The 26,853-nt window shown below is 39.1% G+C and carries 23 protein-coding genes and 1 riboswitch; of the genes, 4 read left to right on the top strand and 19 right to left on the bottom strand.

All coding sequences use genetic code 11. The annotated features are described in order from the left end of the window. Positions 1–116 precede the first annotated feature (116 nt). The 3 genes from metE to DSM03_RS00110 form a co-directional block, all read right to left on the bottom strand. Positions 117–2,453, bottom strand: coding sequence for a 5-methyltetrahydropteroyltriglutamate--homocysteine S-methyltransferase (gene metE, locus DSM03_RS00120; RefSeq protein WP_128762999.1), 2,337 nt, complete (start codon positions 2,451–2,453; stop codon positions 117–119). 173 nt (positions 2,454–2,626) lie between these two features. After that, positions 2,627–2,819: riboswitch (cobalamin riboswitch) on the bottom strand. Between the two features lie 119 nt (positions 2,820–2,938). Continuing rightward, entirely contained in the window at positions 2,939–3,865 is a 927-nt protein-coding gene (rlmF, locus tag DSM03_RS00115) for a 23S rRNA (adenine(1618)-N(6))-methyltransferase RlmF (protein WP_128762998.1), read from the bottom strand. A 45-nt stretch (positions 3,866–3,910) separates the two neighbouring features. Then, the gene (locus DSM03_RS00110; protein WP_128761350.1) at positions 3,911–4,903 is read right to left on the bottom strand and encodes a 2-hydroxyacid dehydrogenase; all 993 of its coding nucleotides are present in this window, start codon (positions 4,901–4,903) and stop codon (positions 3,911–3,913) included. 150 nt (positions 4,904–5,053) lie between these two features. Here DSM03_RS00110 and DSM03_RS00105 point away from each other — a divergent pair, with 150 nt between their 5' ends. Continuing rightward, positions 5,054–5,791: a DUF5995 family protein gene (locus DSM03_RS00105; RefSeq protein ID WP_128762997.1), complete on the top strand. Its 738-nt coding sequence runs from the start codon at positions 5,054–5,056 to the stop codon at positions 5,789–5,791. Positions 5,792–5,829: 38 nt separating this feature from the next. Here the strand turns inward: DSM03_RS00105 and DSM03_RS00100 are convergent, their stop codons facing one another. The 8 genes from DSM03_RS00100 to DSM03_RS00065 all read right to left on the bottom strand — a co-directional run bounded on the left by DSM03_RS00100 (position 5,830) and on the right by DSM03_RS00065 (position 14,468). Continuing rightward, the gene (locus DSM03_RS00100; protein ID WP_128762996.1) at positions 5,830–6,648 is read right to left on the bottom strand and encodes an alpha/beta hydrolase; all 819 of its coding nucleotides are present in this window, start codon (positions 6,646–6,648) and stop codon (positions 5,830–5,832) included. An 86-nt stretch (positions 6,649–6,734) separates the two neighbouring features. Further along, entirely contained in the window at positions 6,735–9,266 is a 2,532-nt protein-coding gene (gene uvrA, locus DSM03_RS00095) for an excinuclease ABC subunit UvrA (RefSeq protein ID WP_128762995.1), read from the bottom strand. A gap of 316 nt (positions 9,267–9,582) precedes the next feature. Next, a complete protein-coding gene (locus tag DSM03_RS00090; RefSeq protein WP_128761346.1) occupies positions 9,583–9,966 on the bottom strand; it encodes an acyl-CoA thioesterase in 384 nt (127 codons plus the stop codon). Then, positions 9,963–10,532, bottom strand: coding sequence for a PAS domain-containing protein (locus DSM03_RS00085; protein ID WP_128761345.1), 570 nt, complete (start codon positions 10,530–10,532; stop codon positions 9,963–9,965). The genes DSM03_RS00090 and DSM03_RS00085 overlap by 4 nt, the downstream gene beginning before the upstream one ends. Before the next feature lie 275 nt (positions 10,533–10,807). Next, positions 10,808–12,103, bottom strand: coding sequence for a hypothetical protein (locus DSM03_RS00080; protein ID WP_128762994.1), 1,296 nt, complete (start codon positions 12,101–12,103; stop codon positions 10,808–10,810). A 367-nt stretch (positions 12,104–12,470) separates the two neighbouring features. Then, positions 12,471–12,818 carry an LbetaH domain-containing protein gene (locus DSM03_RS00075; RefSeq protein WP_201740387.1) on the bottom strand — a complete coding sequence of 116 codons (348 nt, stop codon included), beginning with the start codon at positions 12,816–12,818 and terminating at the stop codon, positions 12,471–12,473. A gap of 221 nt (positions 12,819–13,039) precedes the next feature. Next, positions 13,040–13,528: a P-loop nucleotide/nucleoside kinase family protein gene (locus DSM03_RS00070; RefSeq protein WP_128761343.1), complete on the bottom strand. Its 489-nt coding sequence runs from the start codon at positions 13,526–13,528 to the stop codon at positions 13,040–13,042. A gap of 76 nt (positions 13,529–13,604) precedes the next feature. Beyond that, complete coding sequence (locus DSM03_RS00065; protein WP_128762993.1) at positions 13,605–14,468, bottom strand: RluA family pseudouridine synthase; 864 nt, start codon at positions 14,466–14,468, stop codon at positions 13,605–13,607. A 196-nt stretch (positions 14,469–14,664) separates the two neighbouring features. Here DSM03_RS00065 and DSM03_RS00060 point away from each other — a divergent pair, with 196 nt between their 5' ends. Beyond that, positions 14,665–15,369, top strand: coding sequence for a TapB family protein (locus DSM03_RS00060; RefSeq protein WP_128762992.1), 705 nt, complete (start codon positions 14,665–14,667; stop codon positions 15,367–15,369). Positions 15,370–16,217: 848 nt separating this feature from the next. Here the strand turns inward: DSM03_RS00060 and DSM03_RS00055 are convergent. The 7 genes from DSM03_RS00055 to DSM03_RS00020 form a co-directional block, all read right to left on the bottom strand. Next, positions 16,218–16,964, bottom strand: a complete 747-nt coding sequence (locus tag DSM03_RS00055) for an NYN domain-containing protein (RefSeq protein ID WP_128761340.1) — start codon at positions 16,962–16,964, stop codon at positions 16,218–16,220. Positions 16,965–17,038: 74 nt separating this feature from the next. Beyond that, positions 17,039–18,256 (bottom strand): GAF domain-containing sensor histidine kinase, encoded by a 1,218-nt coding sequence (locus tag DSM03_RS00050; RefSeq protein ID WP_128762991.1) that lies wholly within the window; start codon positions 18,254–18,256, stop codon positions 17,039–17,041. A gap of 898 nt (positions 18,257–19,154) precedes the next feature. Beyond that, entirely contained in the window at positions 19,155–20,255 is a 1,101-nt protein-coding gene (locus DSM03_RS00040; protein ID WP_161567076.1) for a toxin-antitoxin system YwqK family antitoxin, read from the bottom strand. Between the two features lie 791 nt (positions 20,256–21,046). Beyond that, a complete protein-coding gene (locus DSM03_RS00035; protein WP_128761337.1) occupies positions 21,047–21,535 on the bottom strand; it encodes a phosphoribosylaminoimidazolesuccinocarboxamide synthase in 489 nt (162 codons plus the stop codon). 217 nt (positions 21,536–21,752) lie between these two features. Next, on the bottom strand, positions 21,753–22,358 hold the full coding sequence (locus DSM03_RS00030; RefSeq protein WP_128762990.1) for a hypothetical protein: 606 nt from the start codon (positions 22,356–22,358) through the stop codon (positions 21,753–21,755). 153 nt (positions 22,359–22,511) lie between these two features. After that, positions 22,512–23,174, bottom strand: a complete 663-nt coding sequence (locus tag DSM03_RS00025) for a hypothetical protein (RefSeq protein ID WP_128762989.1) — start codon at positions 23,172–23,174, stop codon at positions 22,512–22,514. A 157-nt stretch (positions 23,175–23,331) separates the two neighbouring features. Further along, entirely contained in the window at positions 23,332–23,706 is a 375-nt protein-coding gene (locus DSM03_RS00020) for a hypothetical protein (protein ID WP_128762988.1), read from the bottom strand. 948 nt (positions 23,707–24,654) lie between these two features. Here DSM03_RS00020 and DSM03_RS00015 point away from each other — a divergent pair. Continuing rightward, a complete protein-coding gene (locus DSM03_RS00015; protein ID WP_128762987.1) occupies positions 24,655–25,155 on the top strand; it encodes an IS110 family transposase in 501 nt (166 codons plus the stop codon). 90 nt (positions 25,156–25,245) lie between these two features. Further along, entirely contained in the window at positions 25,246–25,710 is a 465-nt protein-coding gene (locus DSM03_RS00010; protein ID WP_128762986.1) for a transposase, read from the top strand. Positions 25,711–26,041: 331 nt separating this feature from the next. On the opposite strand, the gene DSM03_RS00005 is transcribed toward DSM03_RS00010, so the two are convergent. Further along, positions 26,042–26,587, bottom strand: a complete 546-nt coding sequence (locus DSM03_RS00005; protein WP_128762985.1) for a DUF4377 domain-containing protein — start codon at positions 26,585–26,587, stop codon at positions 26,042–26,044. Between the last annotated feature and the right edge of the window lie 266 nt (positions 26,588–26,853).

Below are 26,853 nucleotides of genomic sequence, written 5' to 3'. Positions count from 1 at the left end.
TTATTGGCATCACCAAAGGGTTTAAAACCTCAGAGGATTGCCACGAAACTGAAAATTTGTTTCTAACAAATGCCTCCTGGGATTGCCTTCGAGGTAGTGTGCTTAAACAGTTATGTTTAAAGAGTCACTAAACGTTCTTTTTCTGATGCTACGCGTAGCGTTTTAGCAGCTTCTACCATTGCCTCTAAAGCTTTACGTGTTTCTTCCCAATGGCGGGTTTTTAAACCACAATCAGGGTTTACCCACAACTGTTTTTCCGGAATTACCAGTTTTGCTTTTTCCATCAAGGCAACCATCTCTTTTACCGATGGAACACGGGGTGCGTGAATGTCATACACACCAGGGCCTATCTCATTAGGATACTCAAATTTTGCAAAAGCATCTAACAATTCCATTTGAGAGCGTGAACATTCAATCGTGATCACATCAGCATCCATTGCTGCAATATGCTCAATGATGTCATTAAACTCAGAATAGCACATATGCGTGTGTATCTGTGTCTGGTCGCTTACACCGGCAGCCGAAATACAAAATGCATTTACTGCCCATTTTAAATAGGCCTGCCATTCTGTTTTTCTAAGGGGTAGTCCTTCGCGAATCGCTGGTTCATCAATTTGTATAATTCTGATCCCCGCCTTTTCAAGATCAAGGACTTCATCTCTAATCGCTAATGCAATCTGGTTACAGGTTTCAGAACGAGGCTGATCATTGCGTACAAAACTCCATTGTAAAATAGTAACCGGTCCGGTCAGCATCCCTTTTACAATTTTTGAAGTTAGACCTTGGGCGTAGGAACTCCATTTTACGGTCATCGCTTCGGGACGATCTATATCTCCATAAATAATAGGAGGTTTAACGCAACGGCTTCCATAGCTCTGTACCCAACCCATTTTTGTAAATACAAAGCCATTGAGTTGTTCGCCAAAATACTCTACCATATCATTGCGTTCAAATTCCCCGTGAACCAGAACATCCAGATCAATTTCTTCTTGCCATCGTATGCATTGCTCGGTTTCTTCTAAAAGTAGATTTTCATACTCTAGAGCATTTACAGTTCCTTTTTTAAATTGAGCACGCCAGCTTCTAACTTCTTTAGTCTGCGGAAAAGAACCTATTGTTGTAGTAGGGAATAGCGGCAGTTTAAGTGCTTTATGCTGTATTGATTTTCGCTCTGAAAAATCCTTGTTCCGCTGAGCGTCTTTTTTTGTTATGCGTGCAGTACGTTGCTTGACTTCAGGCTTATGAATGCGTTGCGATTCTTTTTTGCTTTTTAAGGCGTCAAGATTTACGTGAAGCTTTTCCATAGTAGCAACGGCGTTGACATCATCTTCCTCACTAATAGCTTTAAGGGTCGCTAGTTCTTCAAGCTTTTGTTTTGCAAAAGCCAACCAGTTTTTAATTTCAGGAGTTAAAACGGTTTCATTGGTTTCTAGATCGAGATCACAAGGCACATGTAACAGGGAGCAACTTGGAGCAATCATAATTCGATTAGAAGTTTTGCTTTTAAGCGCTTTCCGTATAAAAGCTACCGAATCTTGATAATCGTTTTTCCAGATGTTTCTGCCATCAATAATACCTAAAGAGAGGGTTAAATCATTTGGAGTTTTATCTAATACTTCTTGTAATTGTTGAGGTGCGCGAACCAAGTCAATATGCAATGCACAAACGGGAAGGGAAACAGCGAGATCAAGATTTTCTTTCAATCCCTCAAAATACGTAGCCAGAAGAATTTTCAACTCTGGCAATTGCTTTTTAAGTTCGTTATATACCTTCTTGTAGACTTCTTTTTCTTTAGCAGTTAAGTCAAGAGCGAGAAAGGGTTCATCTAATTGTACCCAAACTGCACCGGCATCCTGAAGCTTTTTAAGAACCTCAATATACACGGGCAATAACTTATCAATAAGATCTAAACGGTTGAAACCAGCTTCTTTTTCTTTACCCAGCACTAAATAGGTGATAGGTCCAAGCAGAACAGGTTTTGTTAGAATCCCAGCTTTTTTAGCTTCTAAAAACTCATCTAAAGCTTTATTTGAAAAGAGTTTGAACTCCTGATCTTTTTTGAATTCAGGAACGATGTAATGGTAATTGGTATCAAACCATTTGGTCATTTCCATTGCGGTGATGTCAAGGTCGTCTTGCTGATAACCACGGGCCATCGCAAAGTATAGCTCTTGTTTTGCGATTTCTTTTTTAGAAATCAGCTCTTGATACCGGTCTGGAATTGCGTTGAAGGTAAGCGACATATCCAATACCTGATCGTAAAACGAAAAATCGTTAGACGGGATCAAATCGATGCCGGCTTCCTGTTGAAGCTTCCAGTTACTTTGTCTAATCGCTGCCCCCACTTGATGTAAATCATCAAGATTGATCTTGCCTGACCAATACTGCTCACAGGCTTTTTTGAGCTCACGTTGACTACCAATTCGCGGATAGCCCAGAATGTGCGTTTGCATTTGAATAACTTTTAAATTAAAAAATTTGATTTAAAAGTTCGTTGCCGTATTTCGGCTTTGCTAAAAGATGAGAAGAAGAAAGGGCGTTTTGATGCAGTAATTTTAGGACAGGATATACCTATCCTATAAAAAAGGAGCATCAAACCAGACTACAAGCTTCAGATCGCGAAAGCAAAGCCCTAGCGGAACAGGCAGGTCTCCTGACTTATAACAGCGTTTACCATCCTTCCCATCCAGATTATAAAGACAGTGGATTACTACGGGTAAAGCTTTGTGTATGTTACTTACAGTTGCGCGACAGCTCTGGATTTGCACCAGATTCCCTATTAATGCACGTTATGTGTAACCTATTCCGTTAGATGAAAAAATAAAGTAAAGAACTTTTGAGGAGGTGAAATTACGGTTTACATTTTTAAAAACAGTTGAAGTATGGTATTTCATACAGATCTAATGAATTTGTTATAAAAAGAACGGTTTTTAAAGGACTACCCGTTGCTCTGAAATGACCAAGCCACAATACGGCTTACTTTGTTGCCGGTTCCCATAGGTATCGTTTTTACGTGTTTTGCTGACGCTCTTTTGAGATGTTTATAAATATCTTTTAGGTTTTCTTGTTTAGAAACGAGCGTGGTAAACCAGAGGCAGTTGTTCGCAAATGCGGTACTTTCCCTAATCATCGTTTTGATGAATTTAGGCTCTCCGCCGGCAGTGATGAGTTCGTTACCTATACCTCCAAAGTTTAAGTTTGGTGTGCTAGAAGCAGTACCCGATAGGTTTTTTACTTTTCTACGTGTACCTTTTATTGCAGCATCTCGCGAGGCGTGAAAAGGCGGGTTACACATGGTGAAATCTAGGTTGTCTTCTGGCTGAATGATGCCTTTAAAAATAGAGCCAGTTTCTTTTTGTAGACGCAATTCAATTTTATGCTGAAGAGCTTCATTTGCTGTTATAATTTTTGCTGCAGATGCTAAAGATATCTGGTCAATATCACTCGCCACAAAATCCCAGTCGTATTCTACAACGCCCAGAATGGGATAAATCAAACTGGCTCCGGTACCAATATCCAGGCCCCTAACTTCTTTTCCCTGCGGAATCTTTCCGTTTGTGTTTTTACCTAATAAATCAGCGATATAGTGCAAATAATCTGCCCGTCCGGGAATAGGCGGACATAAATTAGCGTCTGGAAATTCCCATTTTGAAATTCCGTAGTAACAATCAACCAACGCCTGATTGAGCAATTTTACCGCTTCAGGATTCGCAAAATCTACCGAAGTCGTACCGTATTTGTTCTCCTTTATATGAGCTTTTAATTTTGGTTTTACCTTTAATAAAGCTTCCAGATCATAGGGCTCGCGGTTGCGATTGCGCACATGTAGTTTTGACTTTAATGGAGTTTTATTAGAAACGGGCATGTCAAGCAAATTAATGAAGATATTTTAAACAGCAAGATAGGAAACCTATGCGGGAACCTCATTTTCTAATTCATTTCCGTTCTCAAAATCACTAAGGTTTTGCAGTGTTACCTGTGCAATTTGCTCTAGAGCTTCTCTGGTGAAAAAACCCTGATGTCCTGTGATGAGTACATTCGGAAAAGACATAAGCCTTAAAAAGTCATCATCTTTATTTATTGTTTCAGAACGATCATTAAAAAATAATCCTGATTCCTGCTCATACACATCAATACCCAGATAGCCCAGTTTTTCTTTTTTAAGGGCTTCAACCACTGCGGTTGTGTCTATCAAAGCGCCACGTCCCGTATTGATAAGCATCGCGCCATCTTTCATTTTATTAAACGCATCAGCATCCATAAGATGATGCGTTTGTTCATTCAGCGGACAATGCAACGAAATAATATCGGCTTCTTTTAAAAGCTCATCAATTGCTACATACTTCACACCAAGATCTTTCAGTTCGTCAGAAGGTTTGATGTCAAAAGCAAGGACTTTACAACCAAAGCCCAGCATAATTTTAGCAAAGCAAATACCGATAATGCCCGTTCCGATAACACCAACTGTCTTTCCATAGAGATTAAAACCGGTAAGCTTATCTAATGAAAAATTATTCTCACGTACTCTGTTGTAGGCTTTGTGCGTTTTTCGGTTTAACGTTAAAATCAGCGCTACTGCATGTTCTGCTACCGCTTGTGGTGAATAGGCGGGAACACGAACACTGGTAATATCATTTTCAGCTGCTGCTTCCAGATCTACATTATTAAAACCCGCACAACGTAAAGCGATGAGTTTAATGCCGTAACCAGCAAGTTTCTCAAGCGTTTTTTTGTTGAGGTCGTCGTTTACAAAGACGCAAACCGCTTCATAACCTTGTGCTAATGATGCAGTATGTGCATTGAGCGCAGTTTCAAAAAAGGTAAGTTCGTGATCAAACTTTTCGTTAGTTTGTTCAAAAAAGTCTTTATCGTATTTTTTTGTGCTGAAAAAGGCAACTTTCATAAGTGGAGCATTTGGTAGCTCTAAGTTATTTCATTTATTTCTTAGTAAAGATTGTAAATAAGGGTATTTTTAAATATTTGAAAATCAGTTTTTTGTGTTTGGTGTTTCGTCTTTAAAAACACAAAAAAGCCTTAAATTTTAAATCAACTTATGGCAGCAACAACTATTGATGAAGTAATCGCAGCCCTTGATGCAATTATAGCGGTAGAAAAACAGAACAACAGTAGTATGGTTTTCTTTCCTGTTTTGTACAACAAAGTTACTAGACGTATTAAAGTAGGAATAGAAGCCAACGAATTTGATGATAATCCTCGTATGGAAAAGCTTGACGTCCTATTTGCCAATAGGTATATCGAAGCTTATCATCAGTATAAGGCGGGAAAACAGCCCACTCAAAGTTGGTCAAATGCTTTTAAAATCTCTGAAGCTTTAATTATGCAACATCTTTTGCTGGGAATAAATGCCCATATCAATCTAGATCTAGGTATTGCCGCGGCACAAACCACAGGGGATGATGCTTTAGCTGATTTTGAGCAAGATTTTAATACAATAAATGAGGTGCTGGCTTCGATGGTCGCCGATGTAAAAGCGGCAATGGGAAAAGTGTCACCGTTATTTAAATTACTCGAACTGATTGGGAAAGGCAAAGAAGATAAACTGGTCTCTTTTAGCATAAATTTAGCCCGAGACGGCGCATGGTTGTTTGCCAATGAATATGCAGCAGCTGTTCAAAAAGATGATGTGGTCCAAGACCGGGATAAAGTTATAGCGACTTTAGCCGAAAAGATCATGAATCCTAAAAGCAAGATGCTTCAGGTTGTAGCTAAAGTGGTGCGCTTTTTTGAGGTCAAGAATGTTCGGCTGGTTGCTGAAACATTAGAACAGTAGGAGCCATCAAAAACTCCTGATTTAAAATCAAAATGGAATTATTCTCTCTCACTTAAACTCCAGATCAGGGCTTTTTCTTTAACGGCTCTAAAAATGGTGTTGTGGTGCTCAGCAGGCTCCGGACTGTACTTCCACAATAAATTAGGAGGTTGAATAGTTTTAAGCTTTTCCTCAAGATCTTCTGTAAATTCATAAATATCTACAGCGTCAGAGCCGGCGAACCAAAGTCTGGTTTCTCGTTTGGGTAATGTTTTGAAATACCTTTCTGCATTATTAACTAACGCATTATCATTCCACCACAGAGAAGGATCTATCGCAATATAAAAGTCAAAGGTTTCTGGTTTGAGAAAAAAGGTTTCCATCACAAAAAGCCCAGCCAGTGACTCTCCAAGTATTCCCTTTTTTGAGGTGGTTCTGTAGGTTGCATCAATCTCAGGAATCAACTCTTCGGTAATAAAAGCTCTAAAGTTTTTGGCCCCATCATCCATTGGGATTTCATATTCTTCGTGTTCTTTTACTGTTGAGGCACCGGTTAGATCCCTTCCGCGCAGCGTATTTTTGATTCCTACGAGTATGATGGGCTCAATCTTATTTTCTTTTATAAGCTTTGCTAGTGTATTTGCGATATGCGGAAAATCTTCATCTATACCCCCGTCTGGCATATATAAAACAGGGAATTTAGTACCATCTTCAGTGTATTTTGAAGGCGTCCAGATATTGATCACGCGTGTTTCGTTTACATACTTAGAGTCTAGCTTAATGGTTTTATGATCTGGGATAGGATCATTGAAAACATTTCTAGTTCCGCATCCGGTCAAAATAAAAAACGAAACCAATAAGAACGTTACATGGCGCATAACAAGAGCATTAGTTTATAAATGTACTCAACAAGATTCTTTTTTTAAGTGGAATCCAGCTGCTTTTTGATGTTTTTATTTTTAGATTATTTTCCCGCTAAACTTCTTTTTAAGTAGGGAGCTGTTTTACTTTGCTTATTTGCTGCGACAGTTTCAGGTGTTCCTGCACTTACAATGTTACCGCCTTCAGCACCGGCTCCCGGCCCTATATCTATAACCCAGTCGCTGGCCGCAATTACCTGCATATCGTGCTCAACAACAATAACTGTATTACCAGTTTCCACCAGGTTATTCAGTTGTGTTTGTAGTTTTTCTACATCGGTAGGATGTAAACCTGTTGTGGGTTCGTCTAGAATATACACTGTCTTACCCCTGTTTCCACGTTGTAATTCTTTAGCGAGTTTTATGCGTTGCGCTTCTCCTCCCGAAAGTTCGGTGGCGGGTTGTCCCAGACGTAAGTAACCCAATCCAACATCTTTTAACAACCTAAGCGGTTTGCTTACGCTGGGATCTTCTTCAAAAAAAGAAGTAGCCTGTGATACCGTCATATCAAGGACCTGTGCAATATTTTTATCGTTATAGGTGATCTCTAACGTTTGATCATTATATCGTGTACCGTTACAAACGGGGCAAGGAGCATAAACGCTGGGGAGAAAAAGAAGCTCTACCATCACGGCACCTTCTCCTTCACAATTGGGGCAGCGTCCTTTGCCTACGTTAAATGAAAATCTACCGGCTTTATATTTCCGGGATTTTGCTAATTCTGTGGAAGCAAATAACTTTCTTACGGTATCAAATAAACCGGTGTAGGTAGCCAGATTGGATCGTGGCGTTCTACCTATGGGTTTTTGATTTACTACAACCATACGTTTTAAATGTTCTGCTCCAGCAGAAATATGACCACCTAAAGTTTTTACTTCTTCTTGTAGCAGATCTTCGGTTTCTTCTTCAGCAGTAGCGTTGCCCAGATGTTCTTTCATCAAGTCAACCAAAGCCTGACTGACCAGACTACTCTTACCGGAACCTGAAATGCCGGTAACACTGGTTAACACACCTAACGGAAATGAAACTTCAAGTTTGTTGAGGTTGTTTCTGGTAATGCCTGAAAGGGTCAGCCATTCTTTAGCCTCACGTCGTTTTGATTGTTGATGCGGAAGCTCATTAAACAGATGCGTTCTCGTTTTTGACGCGATACAGTCTTTTAAACCTTCCGGTGGACCACTGTATAAAACCGTACCACCGCCAGCTCCGGCATCGGGACCTACATCAACCAGCCAATCGGCCTGACGAATGACTTCTAGCTCGTGTTCTACTACGAAAATGGAATTTCCTCCAGATTTCAACATCGCTAAAGTTCTGAGTAATGCCTCTGTATCTGCCGGGTGCAAACCCGCTGAAGGTTCGTCTAACACATAAACCACTCCAAACAAATTACTACGCACTTGCGTAGCGAGCCGTAAACGTTGATGTTCACCCGGTGATAGGGTAGGTGTACTTCGTTCTAATGATAAATAACCAAGACCTAAATCTAATAGTACGTCTATACGACCCACAAAATCTTCGGCAATGCGTTGTGTGACGATTGCTTTTTCTTGATTGGTAGCCTTTAGTTTTTTTAACTCAGGAGCTGAGCCATCGTTATAAGGACTAAAAATTGCGTGTAATCTTTGAAGCGGAATGCTTGAAATATCAGCAATATCATAACCGGCGAAGGTCACCGAAAGAGATTCTGGTCGCAAGCGTTTGCCGTTACAGGTAGGGCAGGTAGTGCCTATCATATATGGAGCAACGCGCTTTTTCATCGATGCGCTTGGCGAATTTGCATACGTATGCAAAATGTAATTTTTAGCACTCGTATACGTACCTTTATAACTGGGTTGCTCGTTGCGTTTTAGGGCTTCCTGAACTTCTTGCGGACTGCGGTCGCGATAGACCGGAACGGTGGGCGTTTCTTCAGTAAAAAGTATCCAGTCGCGTTGTTCTTGTGGAAGCTCTTTCCAAGGAATATCTACGTCATAACCCAGTGTAACCAGAATATCTCTCAGGTTTTTCCCTTGCCAGGCTTTGGGCCAGGCGGCTATTGCGCGTTCTCGAATGGTTAAGGTATCGTCTGGAACAAGGCTTTTTTCGGTTACGGTATATATTTTTCCCAATCCATGACACTCGGGGCAAGCCCCTTCTGGTGTGTTGGTTGAAAACGAATCGGCATAGAGTAGGGGCTGACCTGCAGGATAATCCCCCGCTCTGGAGTAGAGCATACGCAACAAATTGGATAACGTAGTTACCGATCCTACTGTTGAACGCGTAGAACCCGAACTGCGTTGTTGCTGTAAGGCCACTGCGGGCGGAAGGCCTATGATCTCATCAACTTCTGGAATAGGCATCTGATTAAAAAGACGCCGGGCATAGGGAGAAACCGATTCCAGATAGCGGCGTTGAGCTTCGGCATATAAGGTACCAAAAGCCAGTGAGGATTTTCCCGAACCTGAGATCCCTGTAAACACCACGAGTGTATTACGGGGAATTTCTACAGAAACATTTTTCAGGTTATTCTGACGGGCACCTTTTACGCTTACATAGCCCTGTGCTGATGTATTTTGTTTATTCTCTTTTTGCATGGCGCCCAAGATAAAAAGAACCTATTAGGCAGCCTGTAGCATTTGGTAAATATTAGCAGTTGATGAAGTGTTCTGATCTTCCCGGTTTTTGAGCTTGTCTTGAATGATCTCGAAATAAGGAGTATTGAAATTAGAATTGCTTGACAGCATCCAATTTAGAGCAATGTTGAGCTCTGAAATCTCATATTGATAAGGACCGGATCCCCTTTTAGATAGCGCTTGTCCGTTTATAATATCTTATCCTCTGCTCAAATTGCTATAGACCTCAAAGTCGACCCCGTGCTGGAATAACTTGAGGTTAGGTTCCAGATAGGATTTACAGAATTTTTACGGCTTTTTTATTCTCGTCAACTGCTACAAAGGTGAACTCACCAGAGACTGCTTTTTCTCGAGACTCCGTATACATTTCTTCAACAAAGATGTCTACACCAACTTTTAAACTGGTATTTCCCACGTGGGTGACACAGCCTATCAGTTCAACAATTGTACCTGCAGGAATGGGTTTTTTAAAATCTATTTTATCACTGCTTACCGTTACCATTTGTTGCCGGCTGAAACGAGTGGCTGTAATAAAAGCGGTTTCATCCATCAGTTGCATTGCGGTACCTCCAAAGAGCGTGTCGTAATGATTGGTGGTGTTTGGAAACACCGCTTTAAAAATGGTAGTACGCGATTTTGCGATTTTCTGTTCTAAATTCATGAGCTGACTTGTCTTTCAAAAGCAATAAAGTGTGTGGTTTTTTCAGCGTATAAGGGAATGATCTTAACTTCACACGTATAAGGTTCGCCGTCTTTTTTATGATTGATGATGACTTCTTGAAAAGGCTGCTGGAGTTTTAGTTTTTGACGGATATTCTCTTTACTATCGGCAGTTGTGAGTTTGCCCTGTAAAAAGGCAGGTTTTTTATGGAGTGCAAATTCTTTTGAATAGCCGGTCATTGTTGTAAAGCCATCATTTACCCAAAGGATATGTTGTTTTGCATCCGTAAGAATTAAAGCTTCGTAAGCGGTTTCAGAAAACACCTGTTTGATGTCATTTCTCCACTTGAATTTTTTCGCCTGTTTAAACATATAATCCCGCTCCATACGCCTGCGAGCTGCTTCTAGCTGCTTACTGCGTCCTTGCATACACATATCCCAACTGAGTAAGGGCATAGCTGTAGTGCTGGCACTTTTGAGAGCAGCTTTTGTTTTTTGATACTTTTTATCGGTTAGCTGGGAGAGATAGAGATCTAAACCCATCATATCGGTGAGGTTGTTTTTCATAGACTTTTATTCTGGGGATGTTGTGTTTAAGCACTATGCCATACTTAGGGTTGAAAGTTAAGCTTTCTGACTAAGAATGCCTAAATACTATCGCCCCGTTAGAAAGTCCTTAAGGCCGGTATTTGAAAGGCAAACGGCAAAGCAGGGTAGCACCTGTTTTTTTTGAAAGCTTAACTCTCCGCTATCGGGATTATGAGGCTGAGAGAAGTAACTCCTGAATAATTTTAAAATAGGTTGACCGTTTTGGAGGCTTTTACATCAGATCCTAATAGAGCTTAAAGGTTGTCTACACTTTTGTATTGCAACTGAATTACGGCATCATCAGCTTCATTAATTTCTTGCAGCGCGTGCTCATAGTCTTGTAAGCTGTTGATCACAATGCCATGGGTATGCGCTTTTAGCGTAGAGAAAAACTTTAATTCAAACCATACTTTTGCAAGCAGTTTTTGCTCTTCCGAAGTGAGCTCAACACCCTCCTGAGTTAAGCTGTTGATTTTTTTACGGGCAGCCTCTTTTATCATCTGTTGTGTGTTTTCATCGGTGGGTAGGTTGCGTACGGCACCTATGATGAAAAAGTATTTTCCGTAGCCAACTTTATGAAGATATGCGTCTCCATATTTTTGTTTATAACGCTCAGGGTCAGCTTGGCGAACTTTAGAAAGAGAATCTCGTATAGCAAACGAATTTTCTAACCTATCGATACCTGCTTCATATTTACCGCCAGCCATCATGACGCCATTTTCGGTAACAGGGTACTGTTCAATAACCGCCTGATACAAGTCGGTAGCAACGGTAAATTGTGTAGCAAAGTAGTTGCCCGGATTATAAAACGTATCAAATAAGCGGTAGGGTAACATCATACTTATAGGATCTGCATCGTGCTGCCAAGAAAGGCTTTTCGAAAAGCTTTGGTACAAAGGGAGGTAAAACGATTCAACAGCGCCAAAAGGGTTGCCTAATGGTGCTTGTGTTTGGGTGTCTATACCGGCACCCATTGTCTCGTGGTATGGATATTCTTGATCAAACAATGTTGTTTCACCTGCTACCACAGTAAAATGTCTCGTGTCAGTCGCGCGATCGTAGGTCGTGGTACTGATGCTGTTTGTAGCTGCGTTAGTGAAGGTGGTACTTACTAATTCGCCATTTTGATACGCGTATACCGTGGTACCAGAGGTATCAACCACCGTTTTTTGCCTGAGCAACCCAGCTTCATATGCTGTAGTAAACCATACAGAACCATCCGGGCGGTAGTATGTTGACTCCAAAGGCAGGTTGTCTTCGCTTCGACTTACCTCCATATAAAGATGCTGCTGCGGATAACTCGCATAGACCTGAGCCGATTTAATAAAGCCATTTTCATAATATTCAAATACTTCTGTGGGTGAGCCGTCTATGTTTTGATACTGGGCACTTTTGATCCAGCCGTTGTCGTAGGTGCTTTCAATTTTAAAATTGAGGGAAGGCTTTATAGTGAAATCAGGTTGCTGAAGCATCTCATCGTCGCGCTCACAAGAGGCTAAGAGGAAAGTAAGAGTAAATAGCAGGAAACTTAGGCGTAGTGTATTTAACATAGAGTAGATTTTTCGTTTTTTGATTTGAAAAGCTTTTGAAAAAACCGTGCCACTATTTGGACCTAATGTAAGATCAAAAGAGTCGGTTAGACTGAACGTCTTATAATCTGCACTTTAGGTTTTTAAATTTTTTAGAAGAATGGATGCTGCAGCGGAAATGAAATACTGCGTTTGTATTTTGAGCTAAAAACGTTCATAGAACAACAGCTAGCTCAATCAAGCATCTTACGTCCAGCCTCTATCACCGGTATAAAACTAAAAAGCCGCTCATCCCGATAGATTTCGGAACGGTTTAAACGAATGCCTTTTTTTAAAAGTTATGAGGGTGTGCAACGATTAGTATTGTTTTAAGCCCGTTTTTTTTCCGTTATAGTTGCTCAATTAATTCTAATCTTTTCACAATCGACTTTTTTTCAAAAATTGTTCCTAGGGACAAAACTGCATTCGCACCTATTCTCGAATTGTCTCCGACCAACGCTCCGAATTTTTCGACTCCGGTGTCGATTACAGTATTTTTGCATTTTACTAAAATCCTTTTGTCCGCTCTTTCATTGTAATGGTTTGCTGCTATTGAACCTCCTTTGAAATTAACTTTTTGTCCAATAGTACTATTAGTACTATTCCCGATATAGTTTAAATGTGTAATTGCTGTTTTCGCACAAATTATGCTGCTTTTAACCTCAGAACTTGGTCCAATATTTACAGATTTATCCAAGAATACTCCCTCTCTAAAACAAGCGTTTGCAATAGCTAAATCCGCATTATGCTACGATGCTAACTACATTGTAAATTAAGTAGAACAAAGCTTGGATTTTAGCTTAGTACATACTGAGAATATACTTTTGAATAGTAAAGGAAAAGAAAGCTCTTGCCGCAATTGGGAAATAAATGGATATCCGGAATATGGGGTTACAGGCTCCAGATTTTAATCCACTTCTAATTCGTGATAATCCGCGTATTCTCGAGTTCGCCTTGCGTGGGTCTTTCAAACCAGCTCTCCATAAAATCAAAATCTGTTTCACTCACCTTAAATTCAAAGGTAGCGCCCTGCTCGGTATTGCGTTGCATCACCCTTTTGTAACGAATAGCTTTTGGGACGTCTAAAAAATGCATAGAATACTTGTACTGGTTTTTTTGAGCAAAATCCCTGAATTTCTGGCGGTGTGCAATTTTTGAAAAACCCAGATCAAGAATACTATCCACATGGGCCTGCTCCAGCTGGTGTATAAGATCAAGTATTAAAGTTTCCGATCGTTCAATACGTTCCAGAAACCAGTGTAGGCTGTGTTTGGGCTTTTTATCGGGAATAAAAAGCGTGTTGTTCCACGTATCTATAGAAAAAAGAATGCCGTTGGTATTGCTTTTAAGCTGGTTTGCATAAGTGGTTTTCCCGGAACCGGTATTGCCTACAATGAGATGCATCATGCGACTTGAATAAGATTGTTTTTCTGAAATTTACGAAGAAAGTTTATGGGACAAGCTTCTAAATTTAAAATAGCGGTTAGTGGTCCTTAAACAACTTTGTAAACCCTTCTGGTAATTCATCTGTTATAAGCAGATCCTGATTTGTAAACGGATGCTGAAATTTGAGCGAATACGCGTGCAGGTACATGCCTTTTCCTTTTAATAACAAGGCTTCAGACGTGTAATCCCGATCGCCTAATATGGGGTTGCCCATACCTGAAAGATGTTTGCGCAGTTGGTGCCTGCGTCCGGTTAGGGGTTTTAATTCCACAAGATTGAGTTGGTCAAAACGTGGCGATGCGACGGTATCACAAACCTGAAATAGCGATGTTGCCGGTTTGTCATCTATGGGTTGGTTAATTGCTCCGTTTGCAGGCATGTTGCCTATAGTTACGGCATAATAAGTTTTGGTCACCTCTTTATTTTCAAAGCGTTTGTTGAGTAACCGGATGCTGCTTCGGGTTTTTCCCACGAGTAGTGCGCCTGTAGTTGCAAAATCCAGGCGGTGCACCGGCTGGGGTTTACATTTATCTTTCAACGGACTGTATTCTAAATTTTGTAGTAAGGCGTTGGCGATGGTTTTAAAACGATTACCGCTTACTAAAATCCCGGCAGGCTTGTGAATCACCGCTAAATAGTCATCTTCGTATAAAACCTGTACTGGAAATACGAGTTTCTTTTGTTGAGTCTCAGCCTCAGGACGTGTTAAAACGATACGTTCTCCGCCTGTTATCCAGGTTGCTGTGGAGGCTAAAGATCCATCAACGGTAATTTGCTTTTTTTTGAGTACTTTTTTTAAAGCCGACTTGGTCGCTAAGCTCTTAAAAATACCCACGCCGTATTCTTGCAGGCGTATGGGGTTTTCTTGCGGAAGGGCGGTATGCGTTTCAATTGTAAACACCTGGGCTTCTGTTTTAGATGAATCAAGTACCTGTGCTAGGGCACCAACAAAAATACCCAATAATAACGCACGGGTGTAGGAGTTCTAAGAATCCTTTGAGACGTATACTTTTTTTGATATCAAATTTTAGTTTTAAGAAGAATGCATTTACTTTTAATACATTGAACGTTAAATGTATAGAATCAAACGCTAGATTATGAAAACAAGACTATTTAAACAACTTACGTTGCTCTTCGTGCTTCTTGTTACCGCAACAGGGATGGCACAGGAAAGCTGCAGCAGCTATTACCCTATAAACAAAGGGGTGCGCTATGAGGTCACTACTTATGATAAAAAAGACAATGCCTTAACGCTTACCAAGAATGAAATTGTAGCGGTGACTGACGGGATACCTTTGAAAGCCACGGTGCATACGACGGTTACCAATCTTAAAAAAGACAAAACCACTGTAGATGCTAATTTTCATATTTTGTGTAGCGGAGGAAAGATCACAATGGATCTTAATGAGATGCTTCAAGAAACCATGCAGGAACAGTTAGACGGTAAAGACGCTTCTGTAGCAATCACAGGAACCGATTTTGAACTGCCCAACAATTTAGAAGTAGGGCAGGGGCTGCCGGATATTAAAACGGATATCGCAGTAAAAAGCGGGGCTATAAACATGAATTTCCATATTTATACTACAGATCGCAAAGTGATCGGCCGGGAATCGGTAACCACCCCTGCAGGTACGTTTGAGTGTTTGGTGATCACTCAAAATGTGGATACTAAGATGCTTTTTGCTAAAAACACCACTACCAAAATATGGATCGCAGAAGGCGTAGGGATGGTAAAACAGGAAGATTATAAATCTTCGGGAAAACTAGACGAGTACCAAATGCTTACGGCGTTTAGTAATTAAGGCAAGGATCATTAAAAAAAGCGACAGTTTCTAATAAACTGTCGCTTTAAATTTTTGTTTGTCCGGCTCGTGCCTAGTCGGCATAAGCTTGTTTAAAAGGCTTGCCTTGTAACATCTTAAAACTAACCTGCATCATACCCCTTTAAAATTTCCCTTAAAAGCTGTGTGCTTCTGCTTGATTTTCATAGGTGTTTTTTTAAGCCTGTTCAGGCTAAATGGTCTGGGCCTGAGCGTATGGCTTAGGAATCTTAAATTATGGAATCATCCTCTTAGCTGTTGGTTTAAACTGCCTATAGGGGCTGTCTGTTTTGTAAAGTTTCAGCTACTTTATAAAAGCCTGAGAAATGTTAAGGAAATGTGAATTTTATGCTTTTCAAAAGCTGTTTTCATACACTCTTCATACTGTATCCTAGGCTTTGCCCAGGGGATGCCTGGGAGTTGCCTTGCCTGAGCCCCGGTTTTGACCCAAAAACAGAGCCGTTTTCAATCGAGTTTTAATCTTTTAAATTCGGTAGTAGAGCTATTAGGTAGCAGTATTGTTCGGGTTTTGTTCGGGAAAACCTATGTTTTTCCGAACGATTCCCGAAGCATCCTCGAACAAAGCCCGAACAAAGTGGCTGTTATTTGCCTTCAACTATGCGAGCGTATGCGAAACCGTGCTAAACCGTGCAATTGTATGCAATGGCCTGCAATTGAATGCAGCATTTTGGAAAGATCCCCGATTTTTATTAAACTCACCAAATTGAGAACTATTAGGGTCTTGACCAAGGTGTTTTATGCTTTAGTTCTAATGGTTTATTGGATTTTGGAACTCGTGAATCTGCTACGTTGATTTGGTGCGTTAGCGCTTACTTATTCTTGACATAAATATGCCTGATGTTGTTATCCCCGGTTTCTTTTTCGGAAATCTCAAAGGTGTTGAGGTGTTTAATCAACGGAAAGAGTTTGGGGAACCCATAATTTCGGGGGTCGAAGTCTGTTTTTTTCTTGATGATGTAGCTGCCCAAAGTACCCAGAAATGCCCAGCCGTTTTCATCTGAAATCTCATCGATGCTTTCCCGTATCAGGGTGGTGAGTTCTTTATCAATTTTATTGACGCTTGAACTCTCTGCTTTGGTTTTTTGCTTGCTTTTGGTACTGCTGCTTTGAGGAGCGGGGGCTTGCTTTTTTAAAATTTCAATATAAATAAACTTATCACAGGCAGTAATAAAGGGCTTAGGGGTTTTCTTTTCACCAAAACCCATCACAAACATACCGGCTTCCCGCAGGCGTGTGGCCAGCCTGGTAAAGTCGCTGTCACTGGACACGATGCAAAAGCCGCTTACTTTTTTGGCATACAGCAGATCCATCGCATCGATGATCAGGGCGCTGTCGCTTGAGTTTTTTCCCTGCGTGTAACTGTATTGTTGTATAGGCGTGATGGCGTTTTCAAGCAAGACGTTCTTCCAACCCGAAAGGCTGGGTTTGGTCCAATCGGCATAAATTCGTTTGATCGTGGGGTTGCCGTATTTGGCAATCTCAACCAGCATCTCCCTGATGTTAGCATAAGGCACATTATCTGCGTCTATTAAGACCGCGAGTTTATCATCTTTCATACCGATTCTGGTTTTGGTGGGTACAGGTATTCCGATTAAAGATACGGGTAATCTTTCCGGAATTTAAAATCTAATTAGTCTGCTGGCTGATTTTTTTTCTGCGCTTTGATGGGCATACTGAATGTAAACTTGGTCTGTTCCGTTGTTGATTCAACTTGCATGGTTCCGTTATGGGCCCTGGCGATTTCAGAGCAGATGTAGAGTCCCAGGCCTAATCCCGACTTGTTGTTGGTGGCATTGGTCGTAAAAAAGGGTTTAAACAACTCTGCTTTTTTAGCAGGCGGAATTTGAGGGCCAAAGTTCGAAACCGTTAAGGTAAACCAACCGTCTTCTGCAAGGGCAGCCATGCGTATGGGTTTGTTTGGGTCGCCGTGTTTGACGGCATTGCTTAACAGGTTAGACAGTAGCTGACCCACCCGGTTGATGTCGCATTCAAACTCTTCTTTTAACTGAATTTGGGTCGTGATCTCGTGCTCCTGTTCTACAGTTGCAATTTCTTTACAAACCTGCAGGATCAATTTTTTGAGCGCCTGCTTATTGTTTGAAAGTTCGAGCCTGATGCCGTCACCCAGATGCCCTTTGGCAAAATCAAGCAGGTTGTCAATAAGTCCCTGCATACGGTAGGACGTTGCTTTTATAGTACTGGCCTGGCGGTTGGCAAGTTCAGGAAGATCCATTTTGAGCAGGATGTCTGCACACATACGGGTGGTACCAACAGGATTTCTTAAATCGTGGCCCAAAACAGCGATAAAGGTTTCGCGTAACTCACCAATCGTTCTCTCTTTTTGCAGATTTTGATTGGACTGGTTTAACTCTTCAAGGGCATCAATATGAAAAGAAATCAGCTGGGTGTAGAGTTCAAATAAATCGCGTACCTCTTTAGTATCCAGTTTGGCGGGTTTGGGGTCTATGGCGCAAAGGGTACCAAAGAATTCGCCGTTTTTCCGAAAGATGGGAAAGGAAATATAACTCTGAAAGCCGTATTGAGCCGGGGTAGGATGTTCACAAAATGTCGCATTTTTAGTTACCTCTTCAATAATAACGGGAAGCGCATGTTGCCTGATTTCGTTGCAAATGGTGGTTTCGAGGACCAAATCATCGCCGGTTTGAAGCCCGAATTCAATTTCGTCTTTAGACATGCAGGTAATCCACCGCTCATCGGTAACGCGAGCGACTGCGGCAAAACGCATTCCGGTGGTCTGGCAAATGATATTTAAGATAGACGGCACGGCGCTAATCTGCGTGATGGTGTGAATATCTTTCTGAAGGGATTGTGGTAATACGGTAGGCATAGGCGGTTACTCGGTCTTTTCTAATACGTATGCCTTGCGGGTATGAAAGATCCGGAGTCCTAAAACTTTTTTTAAAGCATCAGGGAATTTGCTCCAGATCGCGAACCGCGCGAACTCGTATTGTCAGATTATTTTAAAAGCGTGTTACAGGTTGAAAGTAAAGAGGGTTTTTCCTTTTTTGGAAATACGTAAGGCCGTTTTTGGTTTACAGACTCAGGCTTCTATAATAGGGATAGCAGTTTTTCGTATTGCCTTCTAGTATCTTTTCAGACTCTCAAGACACAAAGTTACATAAAAAATAAAGGCTGGAATAATCCCGAGGCTTCGGTAGGTTTGAATCAGTGATATTTTTTAAGAATTAGAGGTTTGTGGAATGGTTGCGGGTTTTGTATCTCGTTTGATTACCATACTGACCATAAAAAATATGCCATAACACACCAAAAAGTATAGAGACAGCTCAAAAATATGCCCGAAATAAAAAAGAATAATCTAAATCTTTTTATTCCAAGTCTGTTTTTCAAATAGTACCAATCAAACAGTTCAACTAAGGTTCCCAAAGAATAAAAATATTAGCTCCAATTCCCCAAATGATAACGCCAATGGTGTCGTCAAATGTCCAGTTATAGGGGCTTTCCGCTACAACATTAAATATGGTCAATATACCAGATAGTCCGACTAGAACATTATATATCCACCTTTTGGATTCCCACCACTTTATATTTGTTTTTAATTCGTTTAGAGTCATTTTAAAAATAGCTGCAACTGTCTTGTCTACAGAAATTTGCGGGAGTAGGGACGCGGACTTGTCGGCTAAACCATTTTCTTTCCTGGTTTCTAAAATTACACTTTCTCCACAATACTCGTAATTTGTGATGAACCGATGTTGGCACCAGTACTTTTAATATTTTTTTACAGTTTCTTCTTTGGTTTTACCCTTTTCATCAAATTCCCAAGTTTTAATTAAGACACCATTTTCATCCCATTCTTTGTAGATTCCAGTTTCAATACCCTTCTCTCTAAACATTTCTGAACTTAATGTGCCGTTTTTATGAAAATATCTAACTATCTCTCTGTCTTGTTCAGGATAATAAATTGTCTCATTTTCTTTTTCTCCATTTTGTCTGTAAACAATATTTGAAAGTATTTGCCCTTTTCTGTTAAATATTCTTTCTATCCAAATTTTCCTTTTAGATAAAATATTTTTAGACTGTTTTAAATCAACGTCGTTTAAATCCGAGTAAATTTTTAAATGTAAATATGATGTATCTATTTCTCTCCAAATCGTTGTTGTATCAATTGGAATGTCATTCTTAAATTTTTCAGTTTTAGTTAAATTTCCTTTAGTTGAAAACCATTTAAAAACTCCATTTTTCTTTCCATTATTATAATTTTGTGTGCTTTGGAGAGTTTCATTAGGATACCACAACATTCTTGGACCGTTTAAAATCCCATTTTCATAATTTTCTTCCAATTGCTTATTTCCATTTTGGTAATACTCTATTCTCTTTCCGTCATATTTCGGTTCATTTTTTTCTATTTCAAATAGTTGTTGTAGTTTTTTCTTTAAAGTCAACTGGTTGGGATATTTAATATCCTCAAATCCGTTAAATACTTTTATCCTTTTTGAACGAGTGCAATACCCAGTTGTTAACTTCTTTAAATGCTCATTGTAATACCCGAAAATTATCCATTCATCATTTACTCTTTCTCCTAAATCACAAGATGTCCAACCTTCAAGTAATGGATGAGAGCCAGATACAATAATGTTATTTATTTGCTCTCCTTTATATAATTCTAATATTTCGAAATTCATTAGGTGAACATACGAGTCCGTTTCAATGTTTTCAGCCTTTTTTATTCCATTAACTTTTATGTGTGCGATAAAGCTATATTCGTCTAAATCTTCTTTTGTTTTAAAGTAAGGCTTAATTGCACAGGAACAGGCAAAGGTTTTAGCTGAAAATAGTATAAAAAAGACGAATATTAGTTTTAATTTCATAGTTCGTTTTTGCATTGGTGCCAACGGTTTGGCTAAACTGCGTTTTAATGCAGTTTAGGTTTTGTGTGTGCCCAGTATGGGCATCTTTTAACTACAGAAATGTAGTTAATTAATCTAGAGGGTGCAAGTCCCTTATGGGCAGGGGTAATCCTTCGACTAGGCTCAGGACAGGCTCTTTGAACCACTAGTAAGCCGCAAGGGTGGTGATCGTGAGGTCACATCTGAAGAAATGCAAAGCATTCACGAATACCATAAAATCCAAATAGAAAAGAATGAGTAAAGCGGGACTACAAAACCCGGTACTGACCCTTCGACGCTGCTCAGGACAGGCTAAACAGGAATCGTATACAGAGGCATTTATGTACGGGTAAGCAACCACATCATTGTAAAGCCCAAAGAATACCCAAAGTGCATTTATGTAGATACGGCAGGGATCGGGGGAAAGAAGATGTTCTTACCTGGGGAGGTCTCCAATATCACGGGTTGGTATAGGAGAAGTCAGCAGCGGTCCTAGTACCTAAAGGAAACGAGTTGCAGCAAAACTGCATAGGTCTCACAATTAGGGAAGGACTGAACGTAATTCTCTTTAAAATACGCATAGGAATGATGATTCATAGCCTATGCTTAAACTAGAGGATAGTTCCAAGGGTTTAAAGAGCCTTGGAGTGATGGATTACGAACCGCCGTCCCGACAACTGTACGGGACGAGACCCGTACGTACGATGGTGTGAGAGTTGCACCGTGGGCTTACCGCTCACGGCCGCCTACTCGATTGGCATTTCGTTGTTTTTTTATTTCAATAGTTGTTCTTCTCTCATTATCTCAACAGCCTTTTCTGTTTCATTCTGTCCGTCAGTCAATGAGCCTGGAAGCATAATCAGTCGTTTTTTGATTTTTCCGTTCTCATCTTCGAACAGCACTTCAAATCTCGAACGAGTCAGTCCTTTAACAGCTTTTTTCAGTTTTACATCTTTTATTTTATTTCGGTCGATAGTTGGTGTCGCTGAATTATCAAGACTACTTACAATTCCGTAAATCAGATATAGTCCGATTAGTCCAAATAAAATTGGCTGTAAGGTCTGTCCATTTTTATATGCCTCATAAGCAAAATAGAACAGTCCAACTGTTATTGCTCCGTAGATTAGAAGGATTCTTGCAATGTTTTTTCCAACAGTTACTTTAGCCATATTTCCAACTACCCCGTCTCTTGTCAAGACAATTTTGTCAGGAAGGATATGGCAAAATCCCGTTTTTGTCTTAAATGTATTTTCTGATTCCATTTCGTTTTTTCAATGAATGCCAACGTGTTTGTATATGGCAAGTAGCGTGCAAATTAGCAATGATTTTTTGGTTAAGCACGAGCCGATTTTTTTAATTTTCTTATTATCTTTTTTCTCAATAAGCCAAATTAAAAAATTTGGCGACCTTGCAAATATGCCTTAACTTCGATTAAGCAACTTATTAGCTATAAGCTATATACGCTGTTGTAAAACGTTTTTATTTCACGATAATTGGTTTAGGAAATATCCCTCTTTTCTCAAACAAAAAATTGACATATTTCTTTGCCTTTAATTCGTTTATATCTTTTATTATCTTTAGTAATAAGTCTTTTGTTTCTGCAATATTTTTTGAGCTGTCAACATTTATACTTATCAGTTTTTTTTCATTAGATAGAGAATAATTTCTATCATTATTTGGATTAATGAGATGATTTTTAAGAACTATTTTCAAGCTATCAATCGGATATTTTATTTCGTAGTTTACGGTTATGCTATCCGTATTGATATAGATTATCTCTCTTAACTTAAAATCAAATATACTTTCGCAAAATTGTAAGGGTTGTATTTTATAAATTTTTTCATCCGTTTCTAAATTAAATAGAGCATACTCTTTTGTGCAATCCGTTTCATCCATTATTTTTAGAAACTCATTAAAATTAGCAAGGGTATCAATATTGTATTCTACAAAACTATTATCAACTAAGCTAAAACTTAAAAAATGTTGAATTGGTTTTTCAATCGTAATTTGTTTTTTTTCGCCATTATTTTGTCCGCAATTCATTAGCAGACTACTTAATAAAAATATGACGATGATTTTTTTCAAAATGTTTTACAACGGTTCGTATAAAACTGTGCGAGCGGCCGAGTTTGATTGTCCGCAGGACAAGTCACTAAACTAGCAAAAGCTGACTTTAAATTTAAGAGAGGTTGAAGCGTTGTTTTTATATATTGTTATGCGCTTTCCATTATTTTATTGTTAAGTTATCCAAATTCCAGTTGATGCTACAACTTTCCACGCGCCGTTCTCTTTTAGAAGTAAGTAACCAGTTCCGTCACCATAAACTCCTTCATAGAAATCCACTTGGATATAAACCTCTGTACTGTCACTATTAAAAAGAGGTGTGTAAAAATGATAACTATCTTTTTCATTTCTGTCAGATTTATAAGCAGGGTAAAAACTATTTAAATTCGTTTGCTTTACCAGTTTTTTCGATTTTTCAATTTGTTTTTTTAAATATTTTAGATCCTTTTCTTTTGAAAAGAATTTGTTGTTTTCAAATCCTGGTTTTCTTATGAACTGATCTGAATTTAAAAAAGAAACGAGGGATTCTTCATTTATATAAGTTCCATTTAATGAAGGTGGTGGTGAGGGGACGGAAATCCCATCTTCTGTAAATTCTTTGTCTTTTATCAAAAATGGTAATAATTGCGAGTTGATAACGCTGTCTGGAGCTATTGATTTATATTCAATTAATGTTTTAAAAATTTGGTCCGTTTCCTCTGGATTTATTGTTGATTCAATGAATGAATTACCCCAATCCTTAGTTGGTTCTGGTATATCCGAATCTGGAAAGATTAAATACCCAATCAAAATAAGAGAAAACAATAAAAATATTCTGAAAATCAGTTTTTTACTCATATTTTTTTGGCTTGCGCACAACGTGTTTGTGTAAGGATAGTTGCGTGTGCAAGCAACTAACTTACTAAAATGGAACGAACCAGAGGAAAATCCGCAGGATTTTCCGAATAGGCGAGAACCAAGCAATTATTTTTACACGGAGTTGCTATTAGTTTTTTTATTCTTTTTTTGTTTTTACTGGTACTAAAAAAGTAGTAGTAAAATTCTCTCCGTTTTCTACATTTTCAGTTACTTGGATTTTTAATTTTCCGTCAACAAGAGTGTTTTCAATCGGCGTAATTGTAAATCGGAAACCATCTTTTTCGGCTTGATTTACCATAATTCCAGGGCCGAATATCAGAAACTTTTGGTTGTCTATATTTTCAGTTACAAAATTTGCTTTGGTCGGTTTTCCCACAACTAAATATTCCGCATTGTTTTCTAAAACCATTTCTACTTTTTTGTCCGCTTTTGAGTAAACAAAATCCGATTGCGTTTTATTTCCGCAACTGGCTAAGGTCAGAGTTAGTATTCCGCAAACTATGTAGTTCAAAATACTAATTTTCAATTGATTTCAACGTTTTTTAATTAATTGCAACGGGTTTGGCTATGATTTCGTTGCGGAAAAATCCGCAGGATTCTTTCCGCTGTAGCCGAAAGATAGCAGATTGCAATGAATTCCGATTAGGAATTCAGCCGCAATGAGCTATACACGGTGTTACCACACGTTTTTATTTCTATTTTATAAAATCAGATTCTCGAGCTGATTTCTAAACAAGAAGAGTAATACCAAAAGCAAAAGTGTAATCAAATTCGTTTTGAATTTTACGAATTCCCGTTTTTTATATTTTGTAATTATTTTAAAAACTAAAAATCCACCTACCAAAAGAATGGGAAGATAGTTTAAAATTAAATCAACGTACCATAATTCCGCAATTCTGCTTGAAGTTGCTCCAGAGCCGTAAATCAAAAAGAAAGCAATTATCTCAATAAAAATCAGAAGTAACAGAATTCCAAAAAACAGAACTGTCCTAATTCCAATTCCGAGATAATTTGTTTTTACTTTTAAAAATTCGTTCAAATTCATCCGCTAAAAGTTTCGGTTGGTAAACTCAGACAGATAATTGCCGAAACGATATGTATACCGAATATTATGATTGTCCATTTCGGTTTTTTAGTCATTAAAATTCCGTAAATGGGAACTTGAAAAATAGCGATAGTAATTGCCAAAATTCCGATTTGCTTATTAAGCACACTTATTATCATCGAATATGGATAAACAATTTTGGCTGGCCAGACAAATCCGTGTCCACCACCCATTGATAATACTATGAATATTAAAATCAAAATGGTTATTAATGCTATGACGATTGTTTTTTTCAAATGTGTGGTAACGGTTCGGCTAAAAAGTGTTGCTGTCCCGAAGGGTAGCCATGATTTTTTAGCATCTATGTAAAAGCAGCTTGTCAAGTATCTTTAAGATTCACAAAAATCATAAGATATGGAAACTCAACAAACTGCAACACCTAAGTTATTCATTGGCATTGATATCCACAAGCGTAGTTGGAAAATACATTGTGCAACCGATCTTTCATCCGGTAAGACCTTTAGTATGCTACCTCGTCCTGACGCCTTAAAAGCGTATGTCACCAAGCATTATGGAGATTATCAGGTAACCACTGCATATGAAGCTGGATGTTGCGGCTACTACGCGCACCGGTGCTTTGAGAGTTATGGTTGGAGTTCCCTGGTAGTGAATCCAGCAGATATTTTTAGAAAGGGTAAAGAACGTTTTACAAAGACTGACCGTATTGATGCGCAGTTGATCGCCCGCGAACTCAAGGACGGCAGGTTAGCAAGTATTTGTGTACCCGATAAATGCCGGGAGCAATTACGTAGCCTGTTTCGCCGTCGCAATGATCTGGTCAAGGATCTGCGTCAGATCAAAAGCTATATCAAAATGCAGTTGTTGTATTATGGCATAGAAATACCGCCGGAGTAGGACAACGATCACTGGAGCCATAACTTCAGGCACTGGTTAGATGATCTGAAATTTGAGTATGATACCGGTACAGAAGTCTTGCGTAGCCGTTTGCGTAGTTTTCGGTTTATAGATCAGGAGTTTCGGGATGTATCTACATTACTTAGGCGACATACCAAAACTCATTTTAAGCAGGACTATATGTTGTTACGCAGTATCCCGGGAATAGGTCCCATTGTGGCCAGTGGTATACTTAGTGAGCTTGGGAATCTGCGTCGTTTTAGCAGCATCAAGCACTTGGCTGGTTATGTAGGTTTAGCTGCCGGTATTTACCAAAGCGGTGATACTATAAGACATACCGGAGTGAGTATGCGAGCCCACCGATTGATACGTAGTTACTTTATAGAAGCTTTCTGGCAGGCTATACGTACAGACCCGGTGATGCAAGCCTATTATCGCAAACATCAGGGCAAGAACGTAAAATCTGTAATCGTTAAGGTAGCGCGTAAATTGTTAAGCCGCACCTTAGCGGTAATAAAAACAGGGGTTCCCTACGAAATAGGGGTTGTAGAATAATAAACCCATAACTAAGCTCAATTAAAGAAGTGGCAAAGTTTGGATCACAAAACAATGTAAGTGATCCCGTATTTGCGGGAATCACATCGGTTAGCAAGTGACCAAACTTATTATAGCTTACAATCATACAGATGCTGGTGGCCGCTCTGAAGTATGGACCACATATAGGATGCTGAGCAAGTTATATAGGTATTGAATGATTGATAATCCTATCGGAATTATCAACGATTCAACACCCCAAAAACCACATTATGAGATAATTAAAAATCAAATAGTAACTTTAAAGAACTGGACTAGGGCTTTTCATAGGATACGTCATTGGCAACAGTTTTTATTCAAGTTCTATTAATTGAATTTCACTATTAGAATTTCTTTTAAAAGTTCCCACTACAACATCTTGATTCTGTAACAATGTTTCTAATTCGTTACAAAGATTGTTACAGTCAATGCCTATTTGATTAAGTAACTCTAAACCATTGTCTGTAGTTATAAAATTTTCTCCGTTTATTTTTAAATCTATGTCAAAAAGAGTTTCATTATCAACTTCTTGAGTTGATTCTATTTCTAAAAGAGAATATTTTATTGAACTTCCGTCCGCCGGTGGGTTACTTATTGGTTCTGTCTTTACAGATAAATTGTAGATAGTTCCAGGTTTGTAATTAAATCCTTCAATATTCGAGTAGAATTTCGTCCAATTATCAGTTCCAATTTCATCTCCTTCTTGAACGAGTAAAGTCAACACTGGACCTACAGCAATTCCAGTATTCTGAAAATGGTTGATTCTCATTTCAATAGTTTGAGGTAAATTGTCATCATCATTATTAGAACAAGAGAATAATGTTCCAAGAATAATTAAAATTAAAATTTGTTTTTTCATTGGTATTTCATTTTGTTTCTTAATAAGAAGATGCAAAGTATTAAAAAGGTTGCGTTCTAATTTTTGCCAACGTGTTTGTATAAGATTAGTTGCGTGGTTTAAGCAACTAATTTAGCAATTACAGACTGAATAGAAAATCCACGAGGATTTTCGTAAGTAGGCTTGCACTAGCCATTAATTTTATACGGTGTGTGTGCCCAGTATGGGCATCTTTTGTTTTACCGAAAGGTAAAATATTAATCTAGAGGGTGCAAGTCCCTTATGGG

The sequence above is a fragment of the Leeuwenhoekiella aestuarii genome (genome assembly GCF_004104055.1).
Taxonomy (GTDB): domain Bacteria; phylum Bacteroidota; class Bacteroidia; order Flavobacteriales; family Flavobacteriaceae; genus Leeuwenhoekiella; species Leeuwenhoekiella aestuarii.
The sequence above is the reverse complement of the archived record's forward strand: the minus strand, read 5'-3'. Positions and strand labels throughout refer to the sequence as shown.